General features: G+C 32.6%; 18 protein-coding genes. 14 read left to right on the forward strand and 4 right to left on the reverse strand.

The genetic code is table 11. The features are described 5' to 3' along the window. Positions 1-37: 37 nt before the first annotated feature. On the reverse strand, positions 38-2,890 hold the full coding sequence (locus tag ATO12_RS06420; RefSeq protein ID WP_034240282.1) for a VPS10 domain-containing protein: 2,853 nt from the start codon (positions 2,888-2,890) through the stop codon (positions 38-40). Between the two features lie 421 nt (positions 2,891-3,311). On the opposite strand from ATO12_RS06420, the gene ATO12_RS06425 reads away from it, so the two are divergent. The 9 genes from ATO12_RS06425 to ATO12_RS06465 all read left to right on the forward strand — a co-directional run bounded on the left by ATO12_RS06425 (position 3,312) and on the right by ATO12_RS06465 (position 14,459). Continuing rightward, on the forward strand, positions 3,312-4,604 hold the full coding sequence (locus ATO12_RS06425; RefSeq protein ID WP_034240283.1) for an aminopeptidase P family protein: 1,293 nt from the start codon (positions 3,312-3,314) through the stop codon (positions 4,602-4,604). Between the two features lie 83 nt (positions 4,605-4,687). After that, a complete protein-coding gene (locus ATO12_RS06430; protein ID WP_034240285.1) occupies positions 4,688-6,343 on the forward strand; it encodes a helix-turn-helix domain-containing protein in 1,656 nt (551 codons plus the stop codon). Between the two features lie 287 nt (positions 6,344-6,630). After that, positions 6,631-6,951, forward strand: a complete 321-nt coding sequence (locus tag ATO12_RS06435) for a hypothetical protein (RefSeq protein ID WP_034240287.1) — start codon at positions 6,631-6,633, stop codon at positions 6,949-6,951. 155 nt (positions 6,952-7,106) lie between these two features. Continuing rightward, positions 7,107-8,168 (forward strand): hypothetical protein, encoded by a 1,062-nt coding sequence (locus ATO12_RS06440; RefSeq protein WP_034240288.1) that lies wholly within the window; start codon positions 7,107-7,109, stop codon positions 8,166-8,168. A gap of 70 nt (positions 8,169-8,238) precedes the next feature. Next, entirely contained in the window at positions 8,239-9,669 is a 1,431-nt protein-coding gene (locus ATO12_RS06445; protein WP_034240289.1) for a leucine-rich repeat protein, read from the forward strand. 43 nt (positions 9,670-9,712) lie between these two features. Beyond that, the gene (locus tag ATO12_RS06450; protein WP_034240290.1) at positions 9,713-11,047 is read left to right on the forward strand and encodes a hypothetical protein; all 1,335 of its coding nucleotides are present in this window, start codon (positions 9,713-9,715) and stop codon (positions 11,045-11,047) included. 640 nt (positions 11,048-11,687) lie between these two features. Beyond that, positions 11,688-12,080 (forward strand): lipocalin family protein, encoded by a 393-nt coding sequence (locus tag ATO12_RS06455; RefSeq protein ID WP_034240291.1) that lies wholly within the window; start codon positions 11,688-11,690, stop codon positions 12,078-12,080. 202 nt (positions 12,081-12,282) lie between these two features. After that, positions 12,283-14,007: an AraC family transcriptional regulator gene (locus ATO12_RS06460; protein ID WP_081801983.1), complete on the forward strand. Its 1,725-nt coding sequence runs from the start codon at positions 12,283-12,285 to the stop codon at positions 14,005-14,007. A gap of 68 nt (positions 14,008-14,075) precedes the next feature. After that, positions 14,076-14,459, forward strand: a complete 384-nt coding sequence (locus ATO12_RS06465) for a VOC family protein (RefSeq protein ID WP_081801984.1) — start codon at positions 14,076-14,078, stop codon at positions 14,457-14,459. Between the two features lie 27 nt (positions 14,460-14,486). Here the strand turns inward: ATO12_RS06465 and ATO12_RS06470 are convergent, their stop codons facing one another. Beyond that, positions 14,487-15,830 carry a cytochrome-c peroxidase gene (locus tag ATO12_RS06470; RefSeq protein WP_034240295.1) on the reverse strand — a complete coding sequence of 448 codons (1,344 nt, stop codon included), beginning with the start codon at positions 15,828-15,830 and terminating at the stop codon, positions 14,487-14,489. Positions 15,831-15,950: 120 nt separating this feature from the next. Next, complete coding sequence (brnQ, locus tag ATO12_RS06475; protein WP_034240297.1) at positions 15,951-17,222, reverse strand: branched-chain amino acid transport system II carrier protein; 1,272 nt, start codon at positions 17,220-17,222, stop codon at positions 15,951-15,953. Between the two features lie 219 nt (positions 17,223-17,441). Between brnQ and ATO12_RS06480 the strand changes: the two genes are divergently transcribed. Both ATO12_RS06480 and ATO12_RS06485 read left to right on the forward strand, forming a co-directional pair. Then, positions 17,442-18,221, forward strand: a complete 780-nt coding sequence (locus ATO12_RS06480) for an alpha/beta fold hydrolase (RefSeq protein ID WP_034240298.1) — start codon at positions 17,442-17,444, stop codon at positions 18,219-18,221. Positions 18,222-18,468: 247 nt separating this feature from the next. Beyond that, on the forward strand, positions 18,469-18,738 hold the full coding sequence (locus ATO12_RS06485) for a hypothetical protein (protein ID WP_034240299.1): 270 nt from the start codon (positions 18,469-18,471) through the stop codon (positions 18,736-18,738). Between the two features lie 7 nt (positions 18,739-18,745). Here the strand turns inward: ATO12_RS06485 and thiL are convergent, their stop codons facing one another. Then, positions 18,746-19,792 carry a thiamine-phosphate kinase gene (gene thiL / locus ATO12_RS06490; RefSeq protein ID WP_034240300.1) on the reverse strand — a complete coding sequence of 349 codons (1,047 nt, stop codon included), beginning with the start codon at positions 19,790-19,792 and terminating at the stop codon, positions 18,746-18,748. Positions 19,793-19,940: 148 nt separating this feature from the next. Between thiL and ATO12_RS06495 the strand changes: the two genes are divergently transcribed. From ATO12_RS06495 to ATO12_RS06505, 3 genes are all read left to right on the forward strand, one after another. Next, positions 19,941-21,191, forward strand: coding sequence for a choice-of-anchor B family protein (locus ATO12_RS06495; protein ID WP_034240301.1), 1,251 nt, complete (start codon positions 19,941-19,943; stop codon positions 21,189-21,191). Between the two features lie 296 nt (positions 21,192-21,487). Beyond that, the gene (locus ATO12_RS26690) at positions 21,488-24,190 is read left to right on the forward strand and encodes a choice-of-anchor B family protein (protein ID WP_051575652.1); all 2,703 of its coding nucleotides are present in this window, start codon (positions 21,488-21,490) and stop codon (positions 24,188-24,190) included. A 22-nt stretch (positions 24,191-24,212) separates the two neighbouring features. After that, complete coding sequence (locus ATO12_RS06505; RefSeq protein ID WP_034240302.1) at positions 24,213-25,577, forward strand: hypothetical protein; 1,365 nt, start codon at positions 24,213-24,215, stop codon at positions 25,575-25,577. Positions 25,578-25,581: the final 4 nt, after the last annotated feature.

The raw sequence follows: 25,581 nt of genomic DNA on the forward strand, positions 1-25,581 counted from the left end.
GATGGGGTTTATACATATACGTTGTTAGAGGTTCCTTTTATTTAATTTCCCACAAAGCTTTTTCTGTTTGCTTTCCATCAGAAATTTCTATTGAATATCTTCCTGTAGGAAGGTAATATTTTCCGTTTTTTCTTTTAGAAACTTCTTCATCAGGAAATTCTTTTTCAAGTATATTTTTTCCTTTTTCAGTAATTGTAAGGTCATATTCTGCATAATTAAGCCCCTTATCAGCTTTTGTAGAAAATTTCTGAAGTACTTTTCCTGCTTCGGTAGTAATTTTAATAGAGAATTCTCCTGATTTTCCAGCATAAAACTTGATAGTAGCTGTTGGCTCATAGGGGGTAGACCATTTACTCCACGAAACACCCCATCGATCTGACCACTGCATTGCAGGTATATCAAAAACATGAAGGCTTTTGTTCATTACTTTAGCATCAAGAAGCTGCATCGCTTCTATATTTGTTTTGTATATACTTCTACCATGTGTTCCTAATAACAAATCATTAGCTTCTGGTTGGATTACAATATCGTGCACTGCCACATTAGGCAATCCATTAGAAAAAGCCTGCCAGCTTGTTCCTCTATCTAATGAAACATACGCGCCATTATCTGTTCCTATATATAGTATATTTTCATTTTTTGGATCTTCTTTAATCACATTTACTGCAGATACAGGTAAGCTGCTTCCTATATTTTTCCAACTCTGTCCATAGTTTTCACTTACATAGACATAAGGTGTAAAATCATCCCATCGATATCCGTTTAATGTAACATAAACTCTTTCTTTTTTATGAGAAGAGGCAATCACTCTTGACACCCAGAGATCTTTAGGAAAAGAATCCGAAATCCTGCTCCAACTCCCACCAGAATTTTTGGTTACATACACTAACCCATCATCACTACCTGTGTAGATCAATCCAAATTGAAATATAGACTCAGTAATTGTAGTCAATGTTCCATAAGCAACATTTCCTTTTTTACCACCACCTGTTAAGTCACTAGATATCGCGGTCCAGTTATCTCCCTGATCCATTGACCTCATCAGTTTATTTCCTCCTAAATATAAAATATCCTGATTGTGAGGTGATAATAAGATCGGTGTTTGCCAATTAAATCGATAAGGAGATTCGCCCAACTCATGTTTAGGTTGAATATAGATTTGTTCATTCGTTGCACGATGTATTCTAAAATAATTTCCAAACTGAAATCCGGTATATACAATATTTGCATCTCGATTATCAATCTGTACTTGCATACCATCACCTCCCATAATACTTTCCCAGGGATAATGCCCACTTTGATGCCAGGAATCGTCTTCTTTAGCATTATGTGCTCCTACCCAAACTCCGTTATCCTGCAATCCACCATATACATTATATGGTTTCTCATGATCAATATTAATTGCATAAAACTGTCCTACACTAGGTTGGTTAGCTTTTATCCAGTTTTCTCCATCGTCATAAGAGATATTTAGTCCTCCATCATTACCATTTACCAAATGCATAGGATTTTTTGGATTGATCCACAACGAATGATGATCGGCATGAACATTTTTTCCATTAATATTGGTAAATGTTTTTCCGGCATCTTTAGATTTCAAAATGGGGACTCCAGAAATATAAATATGGTCTTTATTAACAGGGCTTACCTGTATCTGGGCAAAATAATATCCATAGCTATAAAATAGATCATCAATATAGTCTTTATGGGTCTTAGCCCAGGATTTACCACCATCATTGCTTCTATATACCTCTGCTCCTATAACCGGAGTATCAAATAACATTGCATTGGCATTTTCGAGATATCTAGCAAGATCTATTGGTTGTACTGTACCCGAGCGAACAAGTTGTTTTACGTTATCTGCTCTATACTTTTCTTGAAACCCATTGGTTTTTAAAAATGCATTTAATTTTTTGTTTTCCAGTTTTAAAAAAGCTTCTGATGACATCGTTTTAAAATCCTCTTTGGTTAGTCCGGTGTCACTTCTTTTGGTATCATTGTCCTTTCTTCTATACTGGTTATCATGTACAGCATATACTGTATTTTCATCAAAAACGGCAAGGCCGATTCTCCCTACTCCTTCTCCCGTAGGAAAACCACTTCCTTCTATAGATATTTTATTCCAGGTAGTTCCTGCATCAATACTTTTATAAATCCCAGATCCTAATCCATTACCTTCAAAGTTCCAGGCTTTACGATCTTTATCCCATGCCGCTGCATACATAATATTAAAATTACCAGGTGCATATGCCAAATCAATGATACCCGTTCGATCGTTAATAAACAACGTTTTTTTCCAGGTAGCTCCTCCATCTGTTGTTTTATAGACTCCTCGTTCTTGATTAGAAGAATATAAATGCCCGGTTACCCCCACTACAACCTCATCTGGATTATTAGGGTTAATAACAATTCTACCAATATGATGTGAGTCGAATAGTCCTACATTTTTCCATGTTTTACCCTTATCTGTAGATTTTAGAATCCCTATCCCTGCATAGGACGATCTAGACGAATTATTTTCACCGGTTCCTACCCAAATAATATTATTTTTCCAGTCTACTGCAATATCACCAACATTAATTGTCTCTGCAGCATCCAGAACAGGCTCAAAAGTAGTTCCATTATTTACGGTATGCCATAACCCTCCAGAAGCATATCCTACATAAAACTCTGTAGTATTTTCTGGATTTACATCAACATCTACTACACGACCACTCATTACGGTTGGGCCAATATTTTTAAAAGGAACATGTTTCATTAAAGAAGACTTTTCCATTTGCTTTTTATCCAGCAATCCTTTCTGTATCAATTCTGCATTGGTTGCTGGTTGTTGAGAAAAAATTAAAGAAGAAAAAAAGAAGAAAAATAATGATGATGTAAATGTTTTCATTTTGATGGGTGTTTAGTGCGCTGAAAGTAGATATTGTTATAACAAACTCAAAATTTTTAGATATTGTTTAACAATCATGTATTTCAAAAATAATATTCATGAAACACAAATGATTATGTTTATTTTTTGTGTTTTTCATAATTTTTTAGTTAATTTATTAAGTAATAATTATTTAATTAATAGGACCGCGGGAAGAAACATCGCAGACTCATGATTAAAGAAATACAATACATAAATAAAATATATTCATATTAGCAAAAAAAGTAAGGTAAATTCAATATTTAAAAAGGAACTCAAAATCTTATGAGTTCCTTTTTTTATTACGTAAATAATAATCATATTTTTGAAGAAAATCAATATTCTTCATCCTCGTTTGGTCTAGAGGACTTATGAGGTTTGTAATTAAACAACATATCACACAATGAAATATCACCAGATCGATAGCAATCTCTTCATCAAAAATCGTAAAAACTTCATGGGGCAAATGAAACCCAATAGCATTGCTGTATTTAATAGTAATGATATTTACCCCATTAGTGCAGATAGTACTATGCCTTTTGAGCAGCATAGAGATATTTTTTACCTAAGTGGTGTTGATCAGGAAGAAAGTATATTGTTGCTTTTTCCTGATGCTCCTAAGGAAAAGCATCGTGAGATTTTATTTTTAAAAGAAACCAATGAACATATTGCAATTTGGGAAGGTGAAAAACTAACCAAAGAACGAGCTTTTGATGTTTCGGGAATCAAAACCGTATATTGGCTTCAGGATTTAGAGAAGATTTTCTTTGAAGTGATGACACAGTGTGAAACTGTGTATGTAAACACTAATGAACACTACAGATCAAATGTAGAAACAGAAACTCGTGAAGATCGTTTTACCAAATGGTGGAAAGCAAAATATCCTGCACATGCTGTAGCAAAAAGCAATCCTATTTTACAACGATTACGAGCAATAAAAGATCCTATCGAAATTGAGCTTATGCAAACAGCTTGTGATATTACTGAAAAAGGATTTCGAAGACTTTTAAACTTTGTAAAACCTGGTGTTTGGGAATATAATATTGAAGCCGAATTATTACATGAATTTATCAATAATAGATCCAAAGGTTTTGCGTATACTCCCATAATTGCAAGTGGAAACAATGCTAATGTGCTTCACTACATAGAAAACAATCAACCATGTAAAGCAGGAGATTTAATCCTTATGGATGTTGCCGCAGAATATGCCAATTACTCTAGCGATTTGTCTCGTACAATTCCGGTATCCGGAAAATACTCTAAACGCCAACGAGATGTTTATGATGCTGTACTTCGTGTTAAAAATGAAGCTACCAAAATGTTAATTCCGGGGACTATCTGGGCCGATTATCATGTTGAAGTTGGTAAAATTATGACTTCAGAATTATTAGGATTAGGACTTATAGATAAGGCCGATGTGCAGAAGGAAGATCCAGAATGGCCTGCATACAAAAAATACTTTATGCATGGTACTTCCCATCATATAGGATTAGACACCCACGATTACGGTATCCTTACCGAGCCTATGCAAGCCAATATGGTGTTTACTGTTGAGCCTGGGATTTATATTCCTGATGAAGGTTTTGGAATTCGCATTGAAGATGATGTCGTAATTCAGGAAAAAGGAGAACCATTTAATCTCATGGCTAATATTCCTATAGAAGCCGAAGAAATTGAAGAGTTAATGAATAAGTAATCACCTTAATTTGTTGATTTATAATTATATTATGGGTATCTATTAACATAGATACCCATTTAAAAATAACCTGCAATAAAAAGATGCTAAAAACTCTTTCTTTAATCCTTTGCTTATATCTAAGCACTTATTCTATTTTTGCTCAAGATCAAAAAGAAATAGATTTTCCCCAGTTTAAGCAGGTAATTTCTTCTCCACAAGATAGTATCGCTAAATACAAACAATTACTGACCACATCCTACCGTACTGGTGATTTGAAAGCATTTAAAAATTATAGTCAAATAATATTACACATTGCAATAGCCAATGATTTGAAGGAAGAACAAGTTTCGGCATTGGTATATATGGCTATTTATCATCAACAAATAGATCAATATGACGAATCTATAAGCAAATACCTTGAGGCCGAAAAATTAAGTGAATCTCTCCCTGAAAACTCTTTTTCGAGAATTCTTGTACAAGTTAATATGGGAAATTTATATAATCATATTCAAGATTATGAAAAGGTAAAATTATCCATGAAAAAGGTCATTGAGTTAGCCGTGTATCAGGAAAATCCTGATAAATTTATTATTTCTGCGTACAATTCTCTGGGTACAGCAAACCTCAATGAAGGTAATTACTCAGAAGCTCTGAAATACATGCATAAAGTAAAAGATCTGGCTGAAAAAATGAATAGGAATGATAAAATCATTGGAGCCCTAATCAATATTGCCGAATGTCAGCGTTATTTAAAACAATATGACCAAGCTATAGAGAATAGCAAAAAAGCGTTAGATAAAATTGATGAAAACGAATCGGTTGAACTAATCGCCTCGGCAAATGTTATTATTGGGATTTCTCATTATTTATCGAACCAACCCATTAAAGCACTTCCTAATTTAAAAAAGGCGAGAAATATTGCTGGTGAAGGCAATTTTCTAAATATTAAAATGGAAGCCCATCAATATTTAGCAAAAACCTATGAAGCTTTAGATAGTATAAAAAAATCTTTACATGAGCAAAAAGCATATACCAATACTCGAGAAAAGTACTTAAAAACCCTCTCCAAAGCCCAGCGGTTAAAAATTGAAAAAGAGTCTGAAAACAAGTCTGATATTATATCTGAACAACAAAAATCTATTGTATTTCTAAGTAAAGAAAAACAAGTGTATGTATTTGCCGGAGTATTTTTAATGATCATATTAATCGTATCCTCAATAATTTATTGGAACAAACGTAGAAAACTTGCAGAAGAATCTTTACAGTTGCAAGATGATAAAGCTTTACTTAAAAACGAAAACGAAGCCTTAAAAGATAAATTGAATACGCTTGCCCAAAAAATTCAACAACAAGAAAGTGTAAAAGGAAGCATCAAAACTAAACAACCAAAAAAATCTTCTTTTAGTCATGAAGATCAACAAAAACATATGGATCTTATTCTAAATTACATGGAAGAGAAAAAGCCTTATTTAGACCATGAGATCAAACAATCTGATATCGCTAATAATTTAGATATGAGTGTACATCTTTTTTCTGAGATACTGAATGTGTGTTTTCAAAAAAACTTCAATAATTTCATTAATTTATATAGAGTTGATACAGCAAAACAATTGATGAAAGACCCCAAATATAAAAATTACAAAATTCTAGCTATTGGCTATGAAGCCGGCTTTCCTAGTAAAACATCATTTAATAGGGTTTTCAAAAATCTAGTGGGTCTTACGCCTACCGAATATCAAAAGAAACTATCATATTAAACTGAACTCGATTAATCTGAAATGCGTCGGTTTGAGTGAAATTCTATTAAGAATTTTGTATCGAAAACAAGCATTTCAATGCTAAAAACCTATTCTCGATACAAATTTTACTCATTTTAATCGTAAAATTCACTCGAATTGACGGTTTTTATCCTCCTTGAAACATTAATTAAACTCAGGTTATTAGTTTCAAAATGGAAAATAATTATATGCTCCATTTTATAATATGGTACTATCTTCTTCATTATTATGTATACTTTTCAAACTAAATCAAGGTATGATTAAAAATGAAAACGTTAAAAAATTTCTTGAGTGTTTTTTTGATTTTTACCCTTCTTTTTCTGGTGTTATCAATACTTACCTTTAATTATTTCTATAGTGGAGTAAGCTCTAGTAGTGGAGGTGATGGTTTAGGAGGGTTTATAGAACTTGTCTTTTTTGCAGGAGCATTCCTAATTTGCTTAATAGGATCAATAAGTATTAGTTCTATATTATTTTTACCTAAAGCTTCTAACATAATTCGATTTATAGTTGCTACATTACTTTCTGTACTTACTGTATATTTTGTTTTAGCTTATACATTTTTACCACATATCCGTTTTTGGTAGTACCAAAAACCCTCATGATCTGCGCTTTAAAGAAAGTTTATATGACTATATGTTCCAAATTATAATCTGGTACTCTTTTCTATTACTTCTAATATACATTTGATTAAATACTAGTTCAAATCAATTTAGAAACTAAAACCCAAATCTTTTTAATTATGAAATATATATTCATCAAAGTTTTTTTGGTAATTCTAATGTTATTATCCTTTTCCTGTAGTCCAGAAGATGGAAAAAATGGAATTGATGGCGTAGACGGTATAGATGGTACTACTAACGGGTATGGAACTCTAATTTTTACTGGAGATATTACTAATGAAGATGCAGTAAAAATTATAGAGGAAAGTATTGGAGAAGATACCCACACTATAGTAATCTCTAATACTACCAATTTAACCACATTAGACTTATCAGAAATTTCGGTTGTAGCAAAACTAGAGGTTATTGATAACGATAAGCTAGAAAATCTTAATTTATCTAATCTAAAATCTATTTTGGATGAAGGAATCATTAGAAACAACAATGCATTAACAAATATTAATCTTGATAACCTAACTGTTATAGAGAATCTTCGGGTTAGTGAGAATAATATATTGCCCCTTATAAATCTACCCAAACTATTAAGCAATGCAAAAAATCTTTATTTTTCTCAAAATCCCTTACTAAAAAATCTTAGCATACCATCATTGACTCAAGTACAGACATTATTTATTGCTAATCTTGACAACTTAACAAGTATAGATATCAATACTTTAGAAAATGCGAGTTCTTTAATTATTCGGGAGAATAAAAAATTAACGACTATTAATCTACTCAATTTGGTTACTGCGTTTAGAATAGTGATTAATGATAATGATATGATCCAAAGTATTACATTTTCAAACTTAGAACATGTAACTAGCAGTATAGATATAAGAGAAGATCTCTTAGAAGTTATCGAATTTAGTAAGCTTAGTGCTTTTCCTACCCTTAATATTGATTCTACAGTATTATTAACTGCTCTTGATTTTCCTTTAGCTCAGGATTTTAGCAGATTACAATTAAATAGCCCTGGTAAGCTTTCTACAGAGGCCATAGATCAAGTTATAACCACACTGGTAAATATCACTCCTGCTATTACAGAAACAGTAATTTCAATTAATGGTGTAGCATCTGCACAAGCGTTAATAGATGCAGAAACCTTAAGAACTAATGGTAATACAGTGAACATTATAGAATAGTTTTTAATCCGGAATATGTTCGAAAACTATTGACTTCAATTTTAAAAAATAGCACCAAATTCTTTTAATTATGAAACATATATTTCTTTTAATAACCCTGACAATAATAACTATATCTTGTAGTCTAGACGGAGCAGATGGTATTGACGGAGCCAACGGTATTAATGGTACTGGTGGAGAAAATGGATTAGGACTTCTTGTATTTTCTGGAGATATTACTGATGAAGATGCCGCAAAAATCATAGCAGAAAATACTGGAAAAAATACGCATACCATTATAATCAAAAACACTACAAATTTAACAACAATAGAAATCTCCGAAATCTCAACCTTGGTTGAACTAGAGGTAATAGGAAATGAAAAATTGCAGACACTCACTATAGCTAATCTCGAATCTATTTTCGGAGAAGCAAAGATTCAAACAAACGCAGCACTAACCTCTATTAATTTTTCTAAGCTTACTACTGTAGGAAGCTTTGCCATTAGCGGAAGCCCTTTATTAGAAAATTTAAGTTTCCCCTCACTAATTGATTCTAAAAATAGTTTGTCTATATCAAATCTAGATAACTTAACAACTTTAGATCTATCCTCTTTGGTATCTGCTAATTTTATGCAAATTAATCGTAATGAAAAACTACCTAATATTGATTTACCAAAACTAACCGTTCTAGGGAAGGCCTTGATTTCAGATAATATAGCCATACAAACCATAAATTTACCTGTACTTAATACTATTGAGGTTACCGAAGACAAAAACATTAACGGTAGCCTATCTATTGAACGAAATACAACTCTAACAGCAATACATCTTAATGTTCTCACTTCTATAAATATACTTGCTATTAGAAACAATGAAAACCTAGTAACAATACATCTAGATAAATTAGTGTCTTTGGGGTCTGTTTCTTTTGGTTCAAACCCAAAAATAACCACAATATCTTTTCCTAATATAACAACTATAAAAAACATTAATTTTTCTGAAAACGATTTAGTAACAAATATTGCATTTCCCGATTTAAGAAACCTGGAATCTAATCTTACAATTACTGGTAATGACATACTAGAGACATTGTCATTTCCTATGTTAACTTCTATTGGAACTGAAAATCGTTATAGTTTCAGGGTTAGAGATAATATGATCAGAAATATCACATTTCCAAATTTAGAAACTGTTAATGCTACTACTATAAATATTGGTGAAGATCTGTTAGAAGCCGTAGACTTCCCAAAACTTGCTACTTTTTCTGTTTTAGATATAGATTCTACAGTTTTACTTAATTCAGTTATTCTTTCTTCTATTCAAGATTTCGAAAGATTAGATCTCAATAGTTCAGGTAAACTTTCTACTGCGGCAATAGATGGTATATTAACCCGATTAGTAAATATTACTCCTGCGATTACTAATAAAACAGTTTCAATACAAGGGATAGCATCTGCACAAGCACAAATCAATGCAGATACATTAAGATCTAATGGTAATACTGTGAATATTACCGAGTAGTTTTTACAACCGTTTAATTTTAAAAAACCTAAATCATTTAATTATGAAATATATATATCTTATACTTTTTTTGTTAACGCTAGCAATAACTACTATTTCATGCGAGGCAGAAGATGGCACAAATGGAGTAGATGGCGCCAATGGGCGTAATGCAGGATTAGAGTTTTTGGTATTTGCAGGGGATATTACAGATGAAGATGCTGCGCAAATAATCTCAGAAAACTTTGGAAAAACTACAGTTGCTATTTTAGTAACAAATACCATAAATTTAACAACATTAGAGTTACCCGAAATAGCTACAATGACTAAGGTGATACTAACTAATAATAAAAAACTACAGCGTATTGTCTTACCAAATCTAGAACATGTTTCAAATAAAATTGTTATAGAATCTAATCCTTCTTTGACTACAGTCGACTTAGAAAATTTGATTAGCGCAGGAAATATCTATTTTGAAAATAATAAAGCATTGACCTCAATCAATATAAGTAAACTAGACAGAGCACAAAATTTTATTTTTGATCAAAATCCTTTATTACAAAGTATTAATTTACCCAAGCTTATCAAAATAACAGACGAATTTAAAATATTAAATCATGAGAATTTATCGACTCTTGATGCAAGTGCTCTAATAATTACAAACGAAATTTTTGTTAGAGAAAATGTAAATCTACTTACTATTGATTTCTCTAGTCTAACAAATACAGGTAAAATATCAATATCTCAAAACCCAATATTAGAAACTGTCAATTTATCGCAACTTACAAGAAATACTGATGCTATAAATCTTAATATTAATCCCAAATTAACAACAATAGCTCTGCCTAATTTATCCTATTCTGAGAGTTTAGGTATTGCTAACAATGCAGATCTACAAACTGTTTCTTGTGCTGCTTTGATCAAATTAAACGGAGAACTAACAATTTCTAACAATCCTAACTTAGCATCATTACATTTTCCTAGAATTACCTCAATTGGTTCTGAAACCAGAAGATCACCCATTAATATTAGAGGAAATAACATGATAAAAAACATAGATTTTTCAAGTCTAGAAACTTTTTTTGCCAATATTGTTACTATTGAATCTGATGTTTTAGAAATGGTAAACCTTAATAGTCTCACTACTTTTTCTGACTTACGTATTGAGTCTGATGCTACATTAAACTCAATGAAAATTTCTTCGGTTCTGGATTTTACAAACCTACAACTACCCAAAACACCTACAGAAGATATTGACACTCTATTTACAAGGCTAGTAAATATTACGCCTGCAATTACCGGAAAAAGAATTTCGGTGGGAGGAACTGCATCTACACAAGCACTTATAGATGCTGAAACATTAAGAACCAATGGAAATACAGTTGTTATCAGACCTTAGCTTTATGAGGTAAAAAACATAGGTCAAAAATTTAAGACCAGGAATATGTATAAATCTAAATACAATTTCAAAACCAAAATTTAAAACCATATAAATATAGTTAAAGAATATATTGTATAAGACATGAATTAAATTGCTTATCAGAAACCGATCGTTAAAGTGATTATGGTAATTGAAACGACACGATGCACAAGTGAGTATCTTTTTTTCTTTTTCTAAAAAATCACAGAACTTATCTATGAAGATATAGGTAAGTACATTAAAATATCATATTGGATTACAGAGATCAAAGAAACAGCAGAAGAGCTGAAAAAAAGTTTAAAAACCTATAAATAAAGCTATTGAAGCTTTAACAGTTTTTCTTGCTGTTCTTATTGATTTTTATTCAGAAATCAAAAATAATCAATGAGTTTGAGGCTCATTGATAATAACAAAATATTAATTAACAGAAATTTATCCTGAAAATACCAGATACCGGAGATTTGGTAGTGATCATGACTAAAATATACTGAATAATTAAACATGTTTTTAGAACATGATAATTTATTAGTAATAAAAATAAAAAAGGCGGTAAAGCCATAAAATAGTTTCTCTTATTTTTTTTAGTTTAGTCGAACACAACTCTAAAACCTGCTTTATTATGAAAAAGCTTCTTCTATGTTTTTTCGTCATTACTTTTTGCAATGCTTGCACTAAAAAAAAGAAATCACCATTGGTTGGTAAATGGAAACTAACACACGTGCTGGTAGATCCAGGAAATGGAAAAGGAGCCTTCCAAAAAGTGAACCAGAAAAAAGTTATTGAGTTCTTTGATGATGGCACCTTAAAAACAAACGTATCGTATTGCCCATTAGATGATGATAAAACTATTGGAATGTCTGGAACCTATAATATGAATCATACGTTGCTTATCATGCCTTGTACATCTTCAGGTTCTAAAATAAATTTTGAAATAAATGAATCTATACTAATCATCGATTACCCAACCCAATGTATGGAGCCTTGTAAAGAAAAATATACTAAAATTGATTGATAGCTTTCTTGTTTTAAACAACCGAATTAAATCTACAGTTTGCATAAAATCTTATCATTGTCAGGAAAAAGTCTCTCGATTTATTATATAGAAATGAATGAAGAATTTCTCGTAATTGATAAAAACCGTATTTCTTTTGTTGACTTTGATATCAGTATTTAAATACTTTTGATTCTTAATTTGAAATTCTAAATGATATGGTATGTATTTAAAACTGCTTAGGAACATTTTCATTCTTTCTGTTTCATTTATTGGGTATGGGCAATCTTTTCGTGTCCCCGACTCCTTGATGCAAAAAACATATAAACAGCTTAGTGAAAACTTTCATGCAAGTTTAGATAGTAATATACCAGCAGCAAGGTTATATGCCCAGGCTTATTTTAACAAAGGGAAAAATAGCAAAGACAGTAGCCGTATAGCTTGGTCTTATGTCTATAAAAGTCTATTGTATAATGATTCGAAAAACAGAAAAATAGAAGCTTTAGACAGTGCTGTTTTTTTTGGAAAAAATATAGTTAAAAAGAATCATCCAGAGGTTTTCTACAATAAAAGAGCGATTGCATATGGGGAGTTTGGTGATCTTAATAGCAGCCTTAAAGATTACTTAACGGCATTAGATTACGCTAGAAAAAATAATAATATACCATTTATATACCTTCTAAAACATAATATTGCAAATCTAAAAAGGAAACTAGGAAAATATAATGAGGCCAAAAAACTATACAACGAATGTATAGTTTATGAAAAAAGTATCAAAAACAAAACAAAACGAGATACTATTTCTTATCTATTAACGCTAACAGAACTCGTCTCTGTATACAGGTTAAATAATCAAATAGATTCTGCAAAAATTTTAAACGAAGAAGGAGTTAAATTATCTAAAGGCAAACCCGTTGAATTCCTATTCGATCTAAATGATGGTATTCTAGAGTATTACGACCAGGAATATAGTATGGTTATCAAGAAAATTAAGCCAATATTACCTAAAATTATTAATCCGGAAAGAGGATATGAAAGTACTACAGATTTAATTAACGCATATCTATATTTAGGAAATTCTAATAAAAGCTTAGGTAAAATCTCAGAGTCTATTACTTATTTTAAGAAAATAGACTCTATTTCTAACACTTTAAATCATTTTTTACCCGAAAGTAGAGCTGCCTATATAGAGTTGGTTGATTATTACAAATCTATTGGTGACCATACCAATCAATTACTGTATATAAATAAATTACTAAAGGCAGATAGTGTTTTAATAAAAGATTATTGGATCATTAATGATAAACTTTTAAGAGAGTTTGACACCAAAGAACTTCTTGAACAAAAACAGAAAATTATAGCTTCATTAGAAAAAGAAAACAATAAGATATCCTCTCAAAATATTATCATATCCATCCTTCTGTTATTAAGTATAATCGGTATTGGTTACTATTATTATCGACAACAACTCTATAAAAAGAGATTTTTAAAACTCTTACATCAAATCTCTGATCAAAACCAAAAAAAAGATCAATCTACTAATGATCCTACTCCTTCATCAATTAACAAAGAAACCATAGATAAGCTGCTTGATAAGCTTCAGCAATTTGAAGAAAAAAAAGAGTTTTTAAAACCTCTAACCTCAAAAGATCTTGCCAAAAGTTTTGGGTCAAATTCTAGTTATCTCTCTAAAGTGGTTAACACTTTTAAAGAAAAAAGTTTTAGTAATTATATCAATGATTTACGAATCGATTTTGTAATCGATAAATTAAACGGGGATTCGATATTTAGAAGATATACAGTGCAGGCCATTGCGCAAGAAATTGGCTTTAATAATTCTGAAGCATTTTCTAAAGCATTCTATAAAAAGACTGGGATTTATCCTTCCTATTTTATTAAAGAGCTAGAAAAGCAAAAAAATGGTAAAACTAATCAGCCTTCTCGTTGATATTTTTATACCTCTATAGAATATTTTCTATACTTCTTTCGTTGAATACAAAAACTCTCTTTTATATTATGCAACGAATGAAAATCACAGCTGGTCACCAGCAAGCTATGCCATATATAGTAGTCGAAAAAGCTGAAGATTTTATTGATTTCATTCGAAAAATCTTTCAGGCACAAGAAATGATACGAAGCCTCGATGTTGATAATAGAATACAACATTCAGAAATTAGAATCGGTGATACTACTATTCTTCTTACCGAAGCTTCAAAACATAATCCTGCACATCCCGGTTGTATGTATGTCTATGTAAAAGATACTGATCAAACGTATTATGAAGCAATAGATGCAGGAGCCAAATCCTTGATGAAACCTATGGAAGAAGATTACGGAGCCAGAGGAGCCGGTTTTCGAGATCCATTTGGTAACACCTGGTGGATTGCTACATTAAATTAAGTTTGATCAAAAACAATTACGCTATATTTAGTTACATCCTAAATCTTGTTGAGATTGTACATCATTAACCGGAAAGCATAAACCTGATTTCAAAGTTTCGGGTACATATCGATTAAGATCTGTATCCCGTAAACTGATTTCAATAAAAGCTGTAAGGTTATCTATTTCCTGATCTGTCAAATCAATAGTTCCAAATTGAGCTGCCAGATTTTCGGTAGTTACTTCGGTAGATTGAGGAACTCCCTTATTTTTATAAACGATAACATCTCTTACCGATGTAAATGTACCTCCATGTCCATAAAAACCATTATCGGTTAGATTATAAAGAGTTGGTGTTTTAAATTTATAATTATCATCTGGGTTTTTAGTAAAACCTCCTCTTCCTTTCTTTACATTTTCAAAACCTGCACTATCTAACACCAATGCTTTATCAGAATTATCAAAATCTCCCATTCCAAAAGCATGAAAACTTTTATCATTTAGTGCTGGTCCAGTATGACATTGGTAACATTTTCCGTTTCCAAAAAATGCAATTGCCCCTTTCTTTTCTTCCTCACTCATAGCATCATAATCTCCTTTTAGCCATTCTTGCCAAGGCGATTTATTGGCAAGTAATGTTCTTTCATAAGCAGCCATAGCAAGTCCTGCATTCTTGGTAGTATACCGCTCACTTTCTATAATATCACCAAAAGCTTTATCAAACATTTCTTTATATCCCAGTGTATTTACAAAATCCTCATCAATTAGTAATCTATGAACCCCCTGACCTTTTATCGCCTGGACTTCTATACCTTGAAATCCTAGAAAATTCTCTTGAATATTTGTCCAATTACTTTCTGTTCCTGCATTAGTTCCTGTACCTCCAAACTGCCCATTCCATAACATTACATCCTGGTATGCTACATTTAAAAGAGTAGGAGAGCGAAGTGGCTGGATGTCTACAGAATCCACAGGAACATTGGTATTTATTACTCTACCGTTACCATTGGTTCCAAAACCTACACCGCATTCTCCAATACCTTGCCTTAATCCAGAACTAAATCCTGCAGCAACTTGATGACATGAGGCGCAAGAATAAGTAGCTTTCATCTCATCTATTTTGGGGTTTTTGCCAAGAGCTGTTTCATGTAATAATAACTTTCCTAGCTCAACTTTTTCTTTGGTAATTGGATTTAGAGGATCTTGAGGTATCTTAAGATATTCATCGCTTTGCGGTAAGATAAAATAAGCAAGACCTTTATCTTCAGAAATGTCGGTTAAAAGAGTTTTTAAGTCTTTATCTAAACCTGATGCTATAGGCACATAGTCATCATCATTAGAACAAGAAAATAAAAGTAGTGTAATAAGTATAAGAGTAGTTATTTTTCCCATAGATTTCCCTTTAGATAAGTATTAAAATTCGTTGTTTTCTGGCGCGAATGTAACAAAAACTAACACAATACAAAAGGGGAAATTACCCCTAAAAAACTTTAATTTTTATGTTTAGAAAAATCACTCTGCTTTTGAAAAGATATTCATAACAACCAGCGTTACCAATGCTGGCAATAACCAAGCCAAACTATACACTCCTAAAGGAAGAGTTTTTAAAATCGGAGCAACATGATCCTGCATTCCTATAGACCCTAAAAAATCAGGAATACTAAATAAAATAGTTACGACAACTACAGTTCTAAATACTAATGAAGAAGTAAATCTATTAGGTAAAACATTTAACAGAATCAAAATAATAGTCAAAGGGTAAATAAACATAAGAGCTGGTATTGCTACATCAATGATATAATGTACATCAAACTGCCCCATTAATACACCTAGAATACTAGCTACAATTGCGGTAATAAGATATGCTCTTTGAGATCCATTACAAATTCCTTTTATAAAATCTGCAGTACCAGTTACAATACCTACAGCTGTAGTAAAACAAGCTAATCCAACCAGAATACTTAAAAAAACTTTACCTATACTGCCTAATGTTTTTAAACTCATTCCAGATAATAAATCTGTTCGGGAAATCGTAGTGTCAAAATCAGCACCAAATAATGCACCACTATAAATCATACCAGCATAAATAACGAAAAGACCTATTCCTGCCAAAACACCAGATCCAATAATCAGTTTTCGATTTCTATCAAAATTATTTTCTCCTTTAATTTTTAGAGATACAATAATAACTCCACCTACAACAACAGCTCCTATTGCATCAAATGTTTGATAGCCTTCTAGTAACCCTTTAATAAAAGGAGTTTTAAATTCTGAAGGATTAATCGCTGGAGTTTGCATTGAAAAAATACTAATACATATAATACTAAGTACAACAATAAATATAATAGGAGAAAGAAATTTGCCTAATAAGCTAAGAATTTTAGATCGATTAAGTACAAAAAGTAACACTAATACAAAATAAATAGTACTGGTCAACCAAGCATTTGTGCCAAAAAAGGGTTCAATCGCCATTTCATGAGTAACAGATGCAGTTCTTGGAGAAGGCAATGTGATAGAAATCAAATACACCAATATACAATAAACAAGACTAAATGTGGGAGATACTTTTTTTGCAAAATCAAGCATAGTTCCTTGTAAGCGGGCGTGCGCAAAAATTCCTAATAAAGGAATAACCACTGCCGAAATAGCAAATCCCATAATAACCAGAAACCATGCATCACCTGCTTTATATCCCAAAAGTGGAGGAAGCATTAGGTTTCCTGCACCAAAAAACATTGAAAATAATGCAAATCCTGCAACAAAAGTTTCTTTATTAAATCTCATTTGGTTAGGTATTTATGTCCCATTAATAAGCAATAATAATGAAACCATAATAAGCATACAAAATAATCGTAATAGTATTTGTAAATAGAACAGCAATAACAAGTTAAAAATTAATATATAACTACACCTAAATACTTAGCGCATTTATAAAAAAATATTCATTTACACTTCAAAAGAGTATTGTTTCTAGTTTCTTTGTTATTTAAACTAAAAAGTAAAATGATAATACCATATAAAGGGATCGAAGTAAATTATAACACTTCAGGAAAAGGCACTCCTATAGTTTTTCTGCATGGATTTTTAGAAAATTCAACTATGTGGGAAGAAACCATCGACCATTTATCAAGTACGTATCATTGCATTTCTATCGATCTTTTAGGTCACGGTCACACCGAGTGTATGGGATATATACATACTATGGAGGATATGGCACAAGCAGTCAAGATTGTTTTAGATAACTTAAACATCTCTATCGCTTCTTTCGTAGGTCATTCTATGGGTGGCTATGTTGCTCTTGCTTGTATAGATCTTTTTCCAGATACAGTTTCGGGATTGGTGCTAGTAAATTCTACTTCGTTTCCTGATAGCCTAGAGAGAAAACAAAATCGTAGTAGAGCTATTAAGATAGTTAAGAATAATCCCAACGCATACACTAGCATGGCAATTGCTAATCTTTTTGCTGAAGAAAATCGATTGCGATTTGCAGATAGAATAAATATAATTAAAGATCAAGCTTCAAAGATTTCTTTGCAAGGAATTATTTCTGGTTTAGAAGGAATGAAAGTAAGAAAAGATCATACATCTCTTCTATCTGGTTTTAATAAACCAAAAATCATCTTTGCCGGAACCAAAGATCCTATTTTACGATATGATCAAAGTATTAAAGAATCGAAACAATGTAAGATCAATCTTGTTAGTTTTGATGGAGGGCATATGTCGTATTTAGAGAATAAAGATGAATATCTTGCAGAACTTTATCGCTTTCTAAGTTCTTTTTAATACAAATCTTAGAAGATAATAAATCTATTTTTGATTTCTCTAAAAGATAGGTGATTTCATATATTTCTTAGACGAAATACTTCTTTTTGGGTCAAAAAACACCATAAAAGAAGTATTTTATCTAAAAATCAATGATTTATGGTGATTTTTTCTTACAAAAATGTGGATAATAATAAAAAAAATATTATTATTGTATTGATAATGAACCCATAACCCTTTTCCATGAATTTCTAACCCCTTAAGAATAATGAAAAAAACTACCCCAACCTCCGCATTTTCTTTTTCAAAAATTTACTGTTCTTTATTTGGCCATGACTATCTTCTTTCTAAACATGTTACTCATCACATTAAAGAATATACCTGTTCACATTGTGGTGAACAAGCCACTACTAATAGTAGAGGACGATTAGAAGCAATGACGCCTAAGTTAAAAGAAATCAACAATGCTTTAGCTTCTGTACATGCTAAGAAACAGGCAAGAACTAATCGTGATACTCCATTTCAGGCAGCTTCATAATTATTAATTATTCCCCTATCGGATTCCACCCCTGAGCTTGTATTGCTATCTTTTCGTTTGCTCTGGTCACTAATCCTATTCCACTTTTCTCATCTGTTATATGACCTATAACTGTAAGACTGGGATTTGCTTTTATTTTAGGATAATCTTCTTGCTTTATAGTAAATAATAATTCATAATCCTCACCACCATTTAGTGCCACTGTTGTGCTATTCATTTTAAATTCTTCGCACGTAGATATCACCGTAGGATCTAATGGGATTTTTTCTTCATATAAATTTACACCAACTTTAGATTGAGAACAAAGATGTATTATTTCTGAAGACAATCCATCACTTATATCAATCATACTTGTTGGTTTTACATCTAATGCTTTAAGAAGCTCTGATATGTCTTTTCGTGCTTCTGGTTTAAGTTGCCTCTCAATAATATAAGTATATTGATCCAGATCTGGTTGCGAATTAGGATTAACCTCATAAACTTGTTTCTCTCGCTCTAATACCTGAAGTCCCAAATATGCTGCTCCCAAATCACCAGTTACAACCAGAAGGTCATTTTCTTTAGCACCATTACGATATACCAAATCTTCTTCATTTGCATACCCAACAGCCGTAATACTAATAAGTAGTCCTGTTGTCGAAGAAGTTGTATCTCCTCCTACTACATCTACATTATAAATCTTTGCAGCAGTTTCAATCCCTGCATATAATTCTTCTAATGCTTCCAAAGGAAATCTGTTTGATACTGCAATAGAAACTGTGATTTGCGATGCTTTTGCATTCATAGCATAGACATCAGAAAGATTTACTACTACAGCTTTATACCCTAAATGCTTTAATGGAACATACGACAAATCAAAATGTACTCCTTCTATCAATAAATCTGTTGTTAATACGCACTTTTTATTTTCAAAATCCAAAACTGCTGCATCATCCCCAATTCCAAGAGAAGTTGTTTTTTGGTTGATATCAAAATTCTTGGTCAAATGGTTAATTAGCCCAAATTCTCCTAATTCAGATAGTTGTGTCCTTGGTGTATTCTTGTCTTCAATCATTTTGCAAAGGTAGGTAACAAAGTGATTTCAATTCATAAAAAACTTCTGATTTTTCGGCATTCTATACCTAATATAGAAGTCTTACGGCTTTGGGATATTAAAACAATACTCAAAAAAGTTTAGTACATTTATTAAAATTGAAAACAATATGAAAAGGTATTTTATGTGCAATTTGTTATTATTTACAACTCTTATAGGCTGTAGTAGTGACGATAATGGCAATGATGTTTTTAATAACCCATCTGTTGCTACAAATGATGTTAAATCTGGTCCCTGTGAAAATGGCCTTGCCGGTGGGTTTTATCCCTGTAACGGATATGATCTGATCACCAGAATATCACTAACAGAAATGTCTGCAGGTACAGCCAATGATAGTTGGGGATGGACAGATTCACAAAGCGGTAAGGAATATGCTGTGATAGGACTAGACAACGGTACAGCGTTCATAGATATTTCTACACCTAATAGTCCAATCTATTTAGGTAAATTACCAACCGCAACTGTAAATAGTCCCTGGAGAGATGTAAAAGTCTATCAAAATCATGCTTTTATCGTAAGCGAAGCTACTAATCATGGAATGCAGGTTTTTGATCTTACAAGGTTGCGAAATGTAACAAATCCTCCTCAAACTTTTAATGCAGATGTATATTTTACCGATTTTGGAAGTGCACATAATATTGTCATTAACGAAGATTCTGGATTTGCATATGCAGTAGGAACAAGTAGATCTGGAACGTATCGAGGAGGTCCTGTATTTATTAATATACAAGATCCCAAAAACCCAATAGCAGCAGGAGGGTTTCTTTCTACAGGAGATAGAGCCTATAGCCATGATGCACAAGTAGTTAATTACCAAGGACCTGATACAGATTATAGCAATAAAGAAATATTAATTGGTAGTAATGAGATCGAGGTTGTAATCGCAGATATTACAGATAAAAACAATCCTGTCACTATATCTACTATTAAATATACAGACGTAGGATATACTCATCAAGGATGGTTTACAGAAGATATGAGATATTTTATATTAGGTGACGAAACCGACGAACAAGAAGTTGGGTTTAATACAAAAACTATTGTTTTTGATTTTGAAGATCTTGATAATCCTAAGTTTCATATGAATTATACAGGTCCTACTGCAGCCGTAGATCATAATGGCTATGTAAAAGGCAACCTGTTTTATCTGGCAAACTATAGAGCTGGAGTTAGAATACTGGATATTTCTGATATCGGAAATAAAAATATGACAGAAATAGGCTTTTTTGATACTTTCCCATCTAGTGATAGTGCTAATTTTAATGGGGTATGGAATGTATATCCTTATTTTGAAAGTGGAAATATTGTAATTAGTGATATCCAAGGAGGGTTTTTATTGATTAGAAAGAGTACTCCTTGAAAACATAATACCCCTTATCTCTTTATACGAATTATATAATTCTGATTTAAAGTTCAGATCGACCTATATCAATTTTGATTAATTAAAAAAATGTACTCTTTTTAATGTAATTTCTCATTTTTTAACTCATAATTATGTGAAAAAATGTTAAAAATAGTTAAAATAATACAAACTATATATATAATTCACAAATACCTATACATAAAATCGATAAATTCGTTAATTATTTAAAAACTAAACTATTAGCATATGACATAAACTTCAATTTCTAATTAACTCTTAAAACCACAAACTCAATGAAAAATCTAATTACTCTTCTACTGATATTATCAGTAGTATTCTCTTATGGTCAGACCCCTTGTCAAAACGGGCTGGCAGGTTCTTACCCTTGTAAAGATTACGATTTAATGTCTCACATCACGCTATCTCAAATGAGTGCCGGAGCCGGTAACGATAGCTGGGGGTGGACAGATCCACAAAATGGTAATGAATACGCAATTATTGGTTTAAATAACGGAACCGCATTTATTGATATTTCGAATCCAACTAATCCCGTTTATCTTGGTAAATTACCAACAGCTACCTCTAATAGTACTTGGAGAGATGTAAAAGTGTATAAAAATCATGCTTTTATAGTAAGTGAAGCTTCTAATCACGGAATGCAGGTTTTTGACCTTACAAGATTACGTAACGTAGCAAATCCTCCTCAAACTTTTACTGCTGATAAAAGATACACAGAATTCGGTAATGCGCACAACATTGTAATTAATGAAGATTCTGGATATGCCTATGTTGTAGGGGCTCAAAGAAATTCTGGCCCTTATAAAGGAGGACCTCTTTTTATTAACATTCAGGATCCAAAAAACCCAACCAATGCCGGAGGACTTTTATCTAGTGGTCAACGCGCATATACTCATGATGCCCAGGTTATTACTTATAATGGTCCGGATAGCGACTATACAGGAAAAGAGATTCTTATTGGCAGTAATGAAATTGAAATCGTAATAGCAGATATTACCAATAAATCAAATCCTAAAACAATATCAACTATAAAATATTCTGATGTTAAATACACGCATCAGGGATGGTTTACAGAAGATCTGAAATATTTCATATTGGGAGATGAGCTCGATGAACAAGGAGTTGGTTTTAATACAAAAACTATTGTTTTTGATTTTCAAGATTTAGATAATCCAAAATTTCATTTTAATTATTTTGGCCCTACACCGGCTACAGATCATAATGGATATGTAAAAGGTAATTTATTCTACTTGGCAAATTATAGAGCAGGGATAAGAGTTCTAGATATTTCTAATATTGCAACCAAAACCATGACAGAGGTGGGGTTCTTTGATACTTATACCTCTAGTAATAGTGTAACTATGGATGGTGTGTGGAATGTATATCCCTATTTCAATAGTGGAAACATTGTTGTAAGTGATATTCAGGGAGGGTTTTTCTTAATACGAAAAAGTGCACCTGCAGTATGTCAGGCAACCGTTCCTACAGGTGTCGGATCTTCTAATATAAATGCAACTTCTGCTACTATTAATTGGACAAGTGTTGCCAATGCGACTTATGATTTAAGATACCGTCAGACCGGTACTTCTTCATGGATAACTAATGCCGTGAACGGAACTTCTAATACCATAACTGGCTTGTCTGCCAATACATCTTATGAAGCACAAGTAAGAAGTAAATGTCAAGACGGGACCTCATCTAACTACAGTAGTTCTGTTAATTTCACAACTACAGATGTACAAGTGAATTATTGTAATTCTAATGGAAATAGTGTTTCTGACGAATATATTAGTAACGTATCTATAGGGAGTATAAACAATACATCTGGTGCATCTAGTGGTGGTTATGCAGACCACACCTCTATATCTACTAATCTTGCAAAAGGCACATCACATACAATTACGATTACTCCAACATGGTCAAGTACAGTATACAGTGAAGGGTATAGTGTATGGATCGACTTTAATCAAGATGGTGATTTTGAAGATTCTGGAGAACAAGTATGGTCACAAAATGCAACGAGAACTACTCCGGTTAGCGGAACATTTTCAATCCCATCTAGTGCTGCTGCGGTATCGACCAGAATGCGTGTATCTATGAAATACAATTCTATCCCAGCACCTTGTGAGTCATTCCCATATGGCGAAGTCGAAGATTACACGGTTACAATCACAGAAGGTAGTGGTGGTGCATGTGCTGGTGGAGTATCATCATTTCCATACAACGAAAGTTTTGAAAACACTTTAGGCTTATGGACACAATCATCATCAGATGATATCAACTGGACTGTAGACGCTAATGGAACTCCATCAAGAAATACAGGACCATCAAGCGCAAATCAAGGAACATATTATCTCTATGTAGAAGCTTCCGGAAATGGAACAGGATTTCCTAATAAGCGAGCAATACTAACATCTCCTTGTTTTGACCTAAGTGGTACTTCTTCTCCCGCATTTACATTTACATATCACATGTTTGGTGCATCTGATATGGGAAGTATAGCGGTTGAAGCATCAACAAATGACGGCGCTTCATGGACAAGTATTTGGAATCAAACCGGTAATCAAGGGAATTCCTGGAACACGATTAACCTTGATCTTTCTCAATATATTGGTGAGGCTCTGAGACTACGATTTAACAGAGTTACAGGATCTACTTGGCAAGCTGATATCGCTATTGATAACATTGCTCTTACCACCAGTGCTGCTGCTAATTCATCTTTAATTTCAACAGAAGACATCTCTTTTTCGATCTTTCCAAATCCGGTTCAAGGGTCAATCATGAATGTATTTATGGGTGATAAAAGTACTGCTAACGAAACTTCAAATTTTGAAATCAAAAATTTTGTAGGACAATTAGTAGGCAAAGGAACCGTTAAAAATACAATCGATGTTTCTAATTTGAAAACAGGAGTTTATTTTTTACAAATTACCGCTAAAAATCAAGGTACAATTACCAAGCGTTTTGTAAAAAAATAATGTCTTTAAAATATACTAACAAATGAATCGCTCTAAATTCTTATTCAATATACTTATCATCTGTATTGCAACATCAATTTTGATTGCTTGTGGTAGCGACGATGAAGATAACGTGACACCCGTTCCTCCTTTAGAAGGGTTTTTGGGTGAAATAGACTGGGTAAAAACATTTGGAGGAAGTAATGAAGATAATGCCCTATCAGTAGTCGAAACTACTGATGGGGGTTATGTAATTGCCGGATATACCCAAAGCATTGATGGAGACATTACCGATAAAACTGCTCCGGATAGTGATTATTGGTTACTCAAAATAACCAAAGAAGGTGAAATTTTATGGAGTAAAACTTATGGAGGTTCTGGAGATGAAAGAGGAGAAAAAATCATTCAAACGACAGATGGTGGATATGCCATGGTAGGGTATAGCAGAAGTGCAGATGAAGATGTTACTGCAAATGCCGGATTACAAGATTATTGGATTGTAAAAACAGATGCTTCTGGAGGTATTCAATGGGAAAAAAGTTTTGGGTTTCCCGGAATAGACAGAGCTTTTTCTGTTGTACAAACTCGTGATGGCGGGTATTTTATTACAGGTTTTCTCGATGTAACAGCTAGTGGTGGAGAAGGCAATGACAACAAAAGTGGTTTTTCAAAACACGGAGTTGGAGAATTCTGGGGTATCAAACTCAATGCTTCTGGAGAAAAAGAATGGCGGCGTTTTTTTGGTGGCACCAATAATGATCGCAGTTACGATGTAGTACAAACTCAAGATGATGGTTTTATAATGATCGGCTCATCAGAAAGTGTGGATTTTGATATCACCAATAGTAAAGGAAGTTATGATTTTTGGGCTGTAAAAATTAATAAAGAAGGTACCAAGCTGTGGGAAAAATCATTTGGCGGATCAGAAATCGATGTAGGATATGCCATTGCAGCTACTGGTGACGGAAAATTTCTTATTGTAGGAGATTCCAGAAGTGTAGACGGCGATATTTCTAGTGCCAATGGAAATGCTGATCTTTGGTTGATACAAATTGACGGTAATGGTAATCTACTCTGGGAAAAATCATTGGGCGGCACAGCCTTTGATACCGGTAGAGCAATTGCCAAAATGCAAAACGGTGGTTTTGTTATTACTGGTAACTCTAGAAGTAATGATATTGATGTAGGACAAAACAAAGGACAAAGTGATGTCTGGAGCATGATCATAACTATTAATGGAGAAGTTCAATGGAAACTGGCTAGCGGTGGTAGCCAAGCAGAATTTGGAGAAGGCTGCATAGAAACAAGCGACAAAAAAGTAATTGTTGTAGGCAACTCTGAAAGTAGCGACTTTGATATCCCTGCTAATAAGGGATCTAAAGACGTACTAGTAATTAAATATAAATAAACAC

The organism is Aquimarina atlantica, assembly GCF_000626715.1.
GTDB classification, from domain to species: Bacteria; Bacteroidota; Bacteroidia; order Flavobacteriales; family Flavobacteriaceae; genus Aquimarina; species Aquimarina atlantica.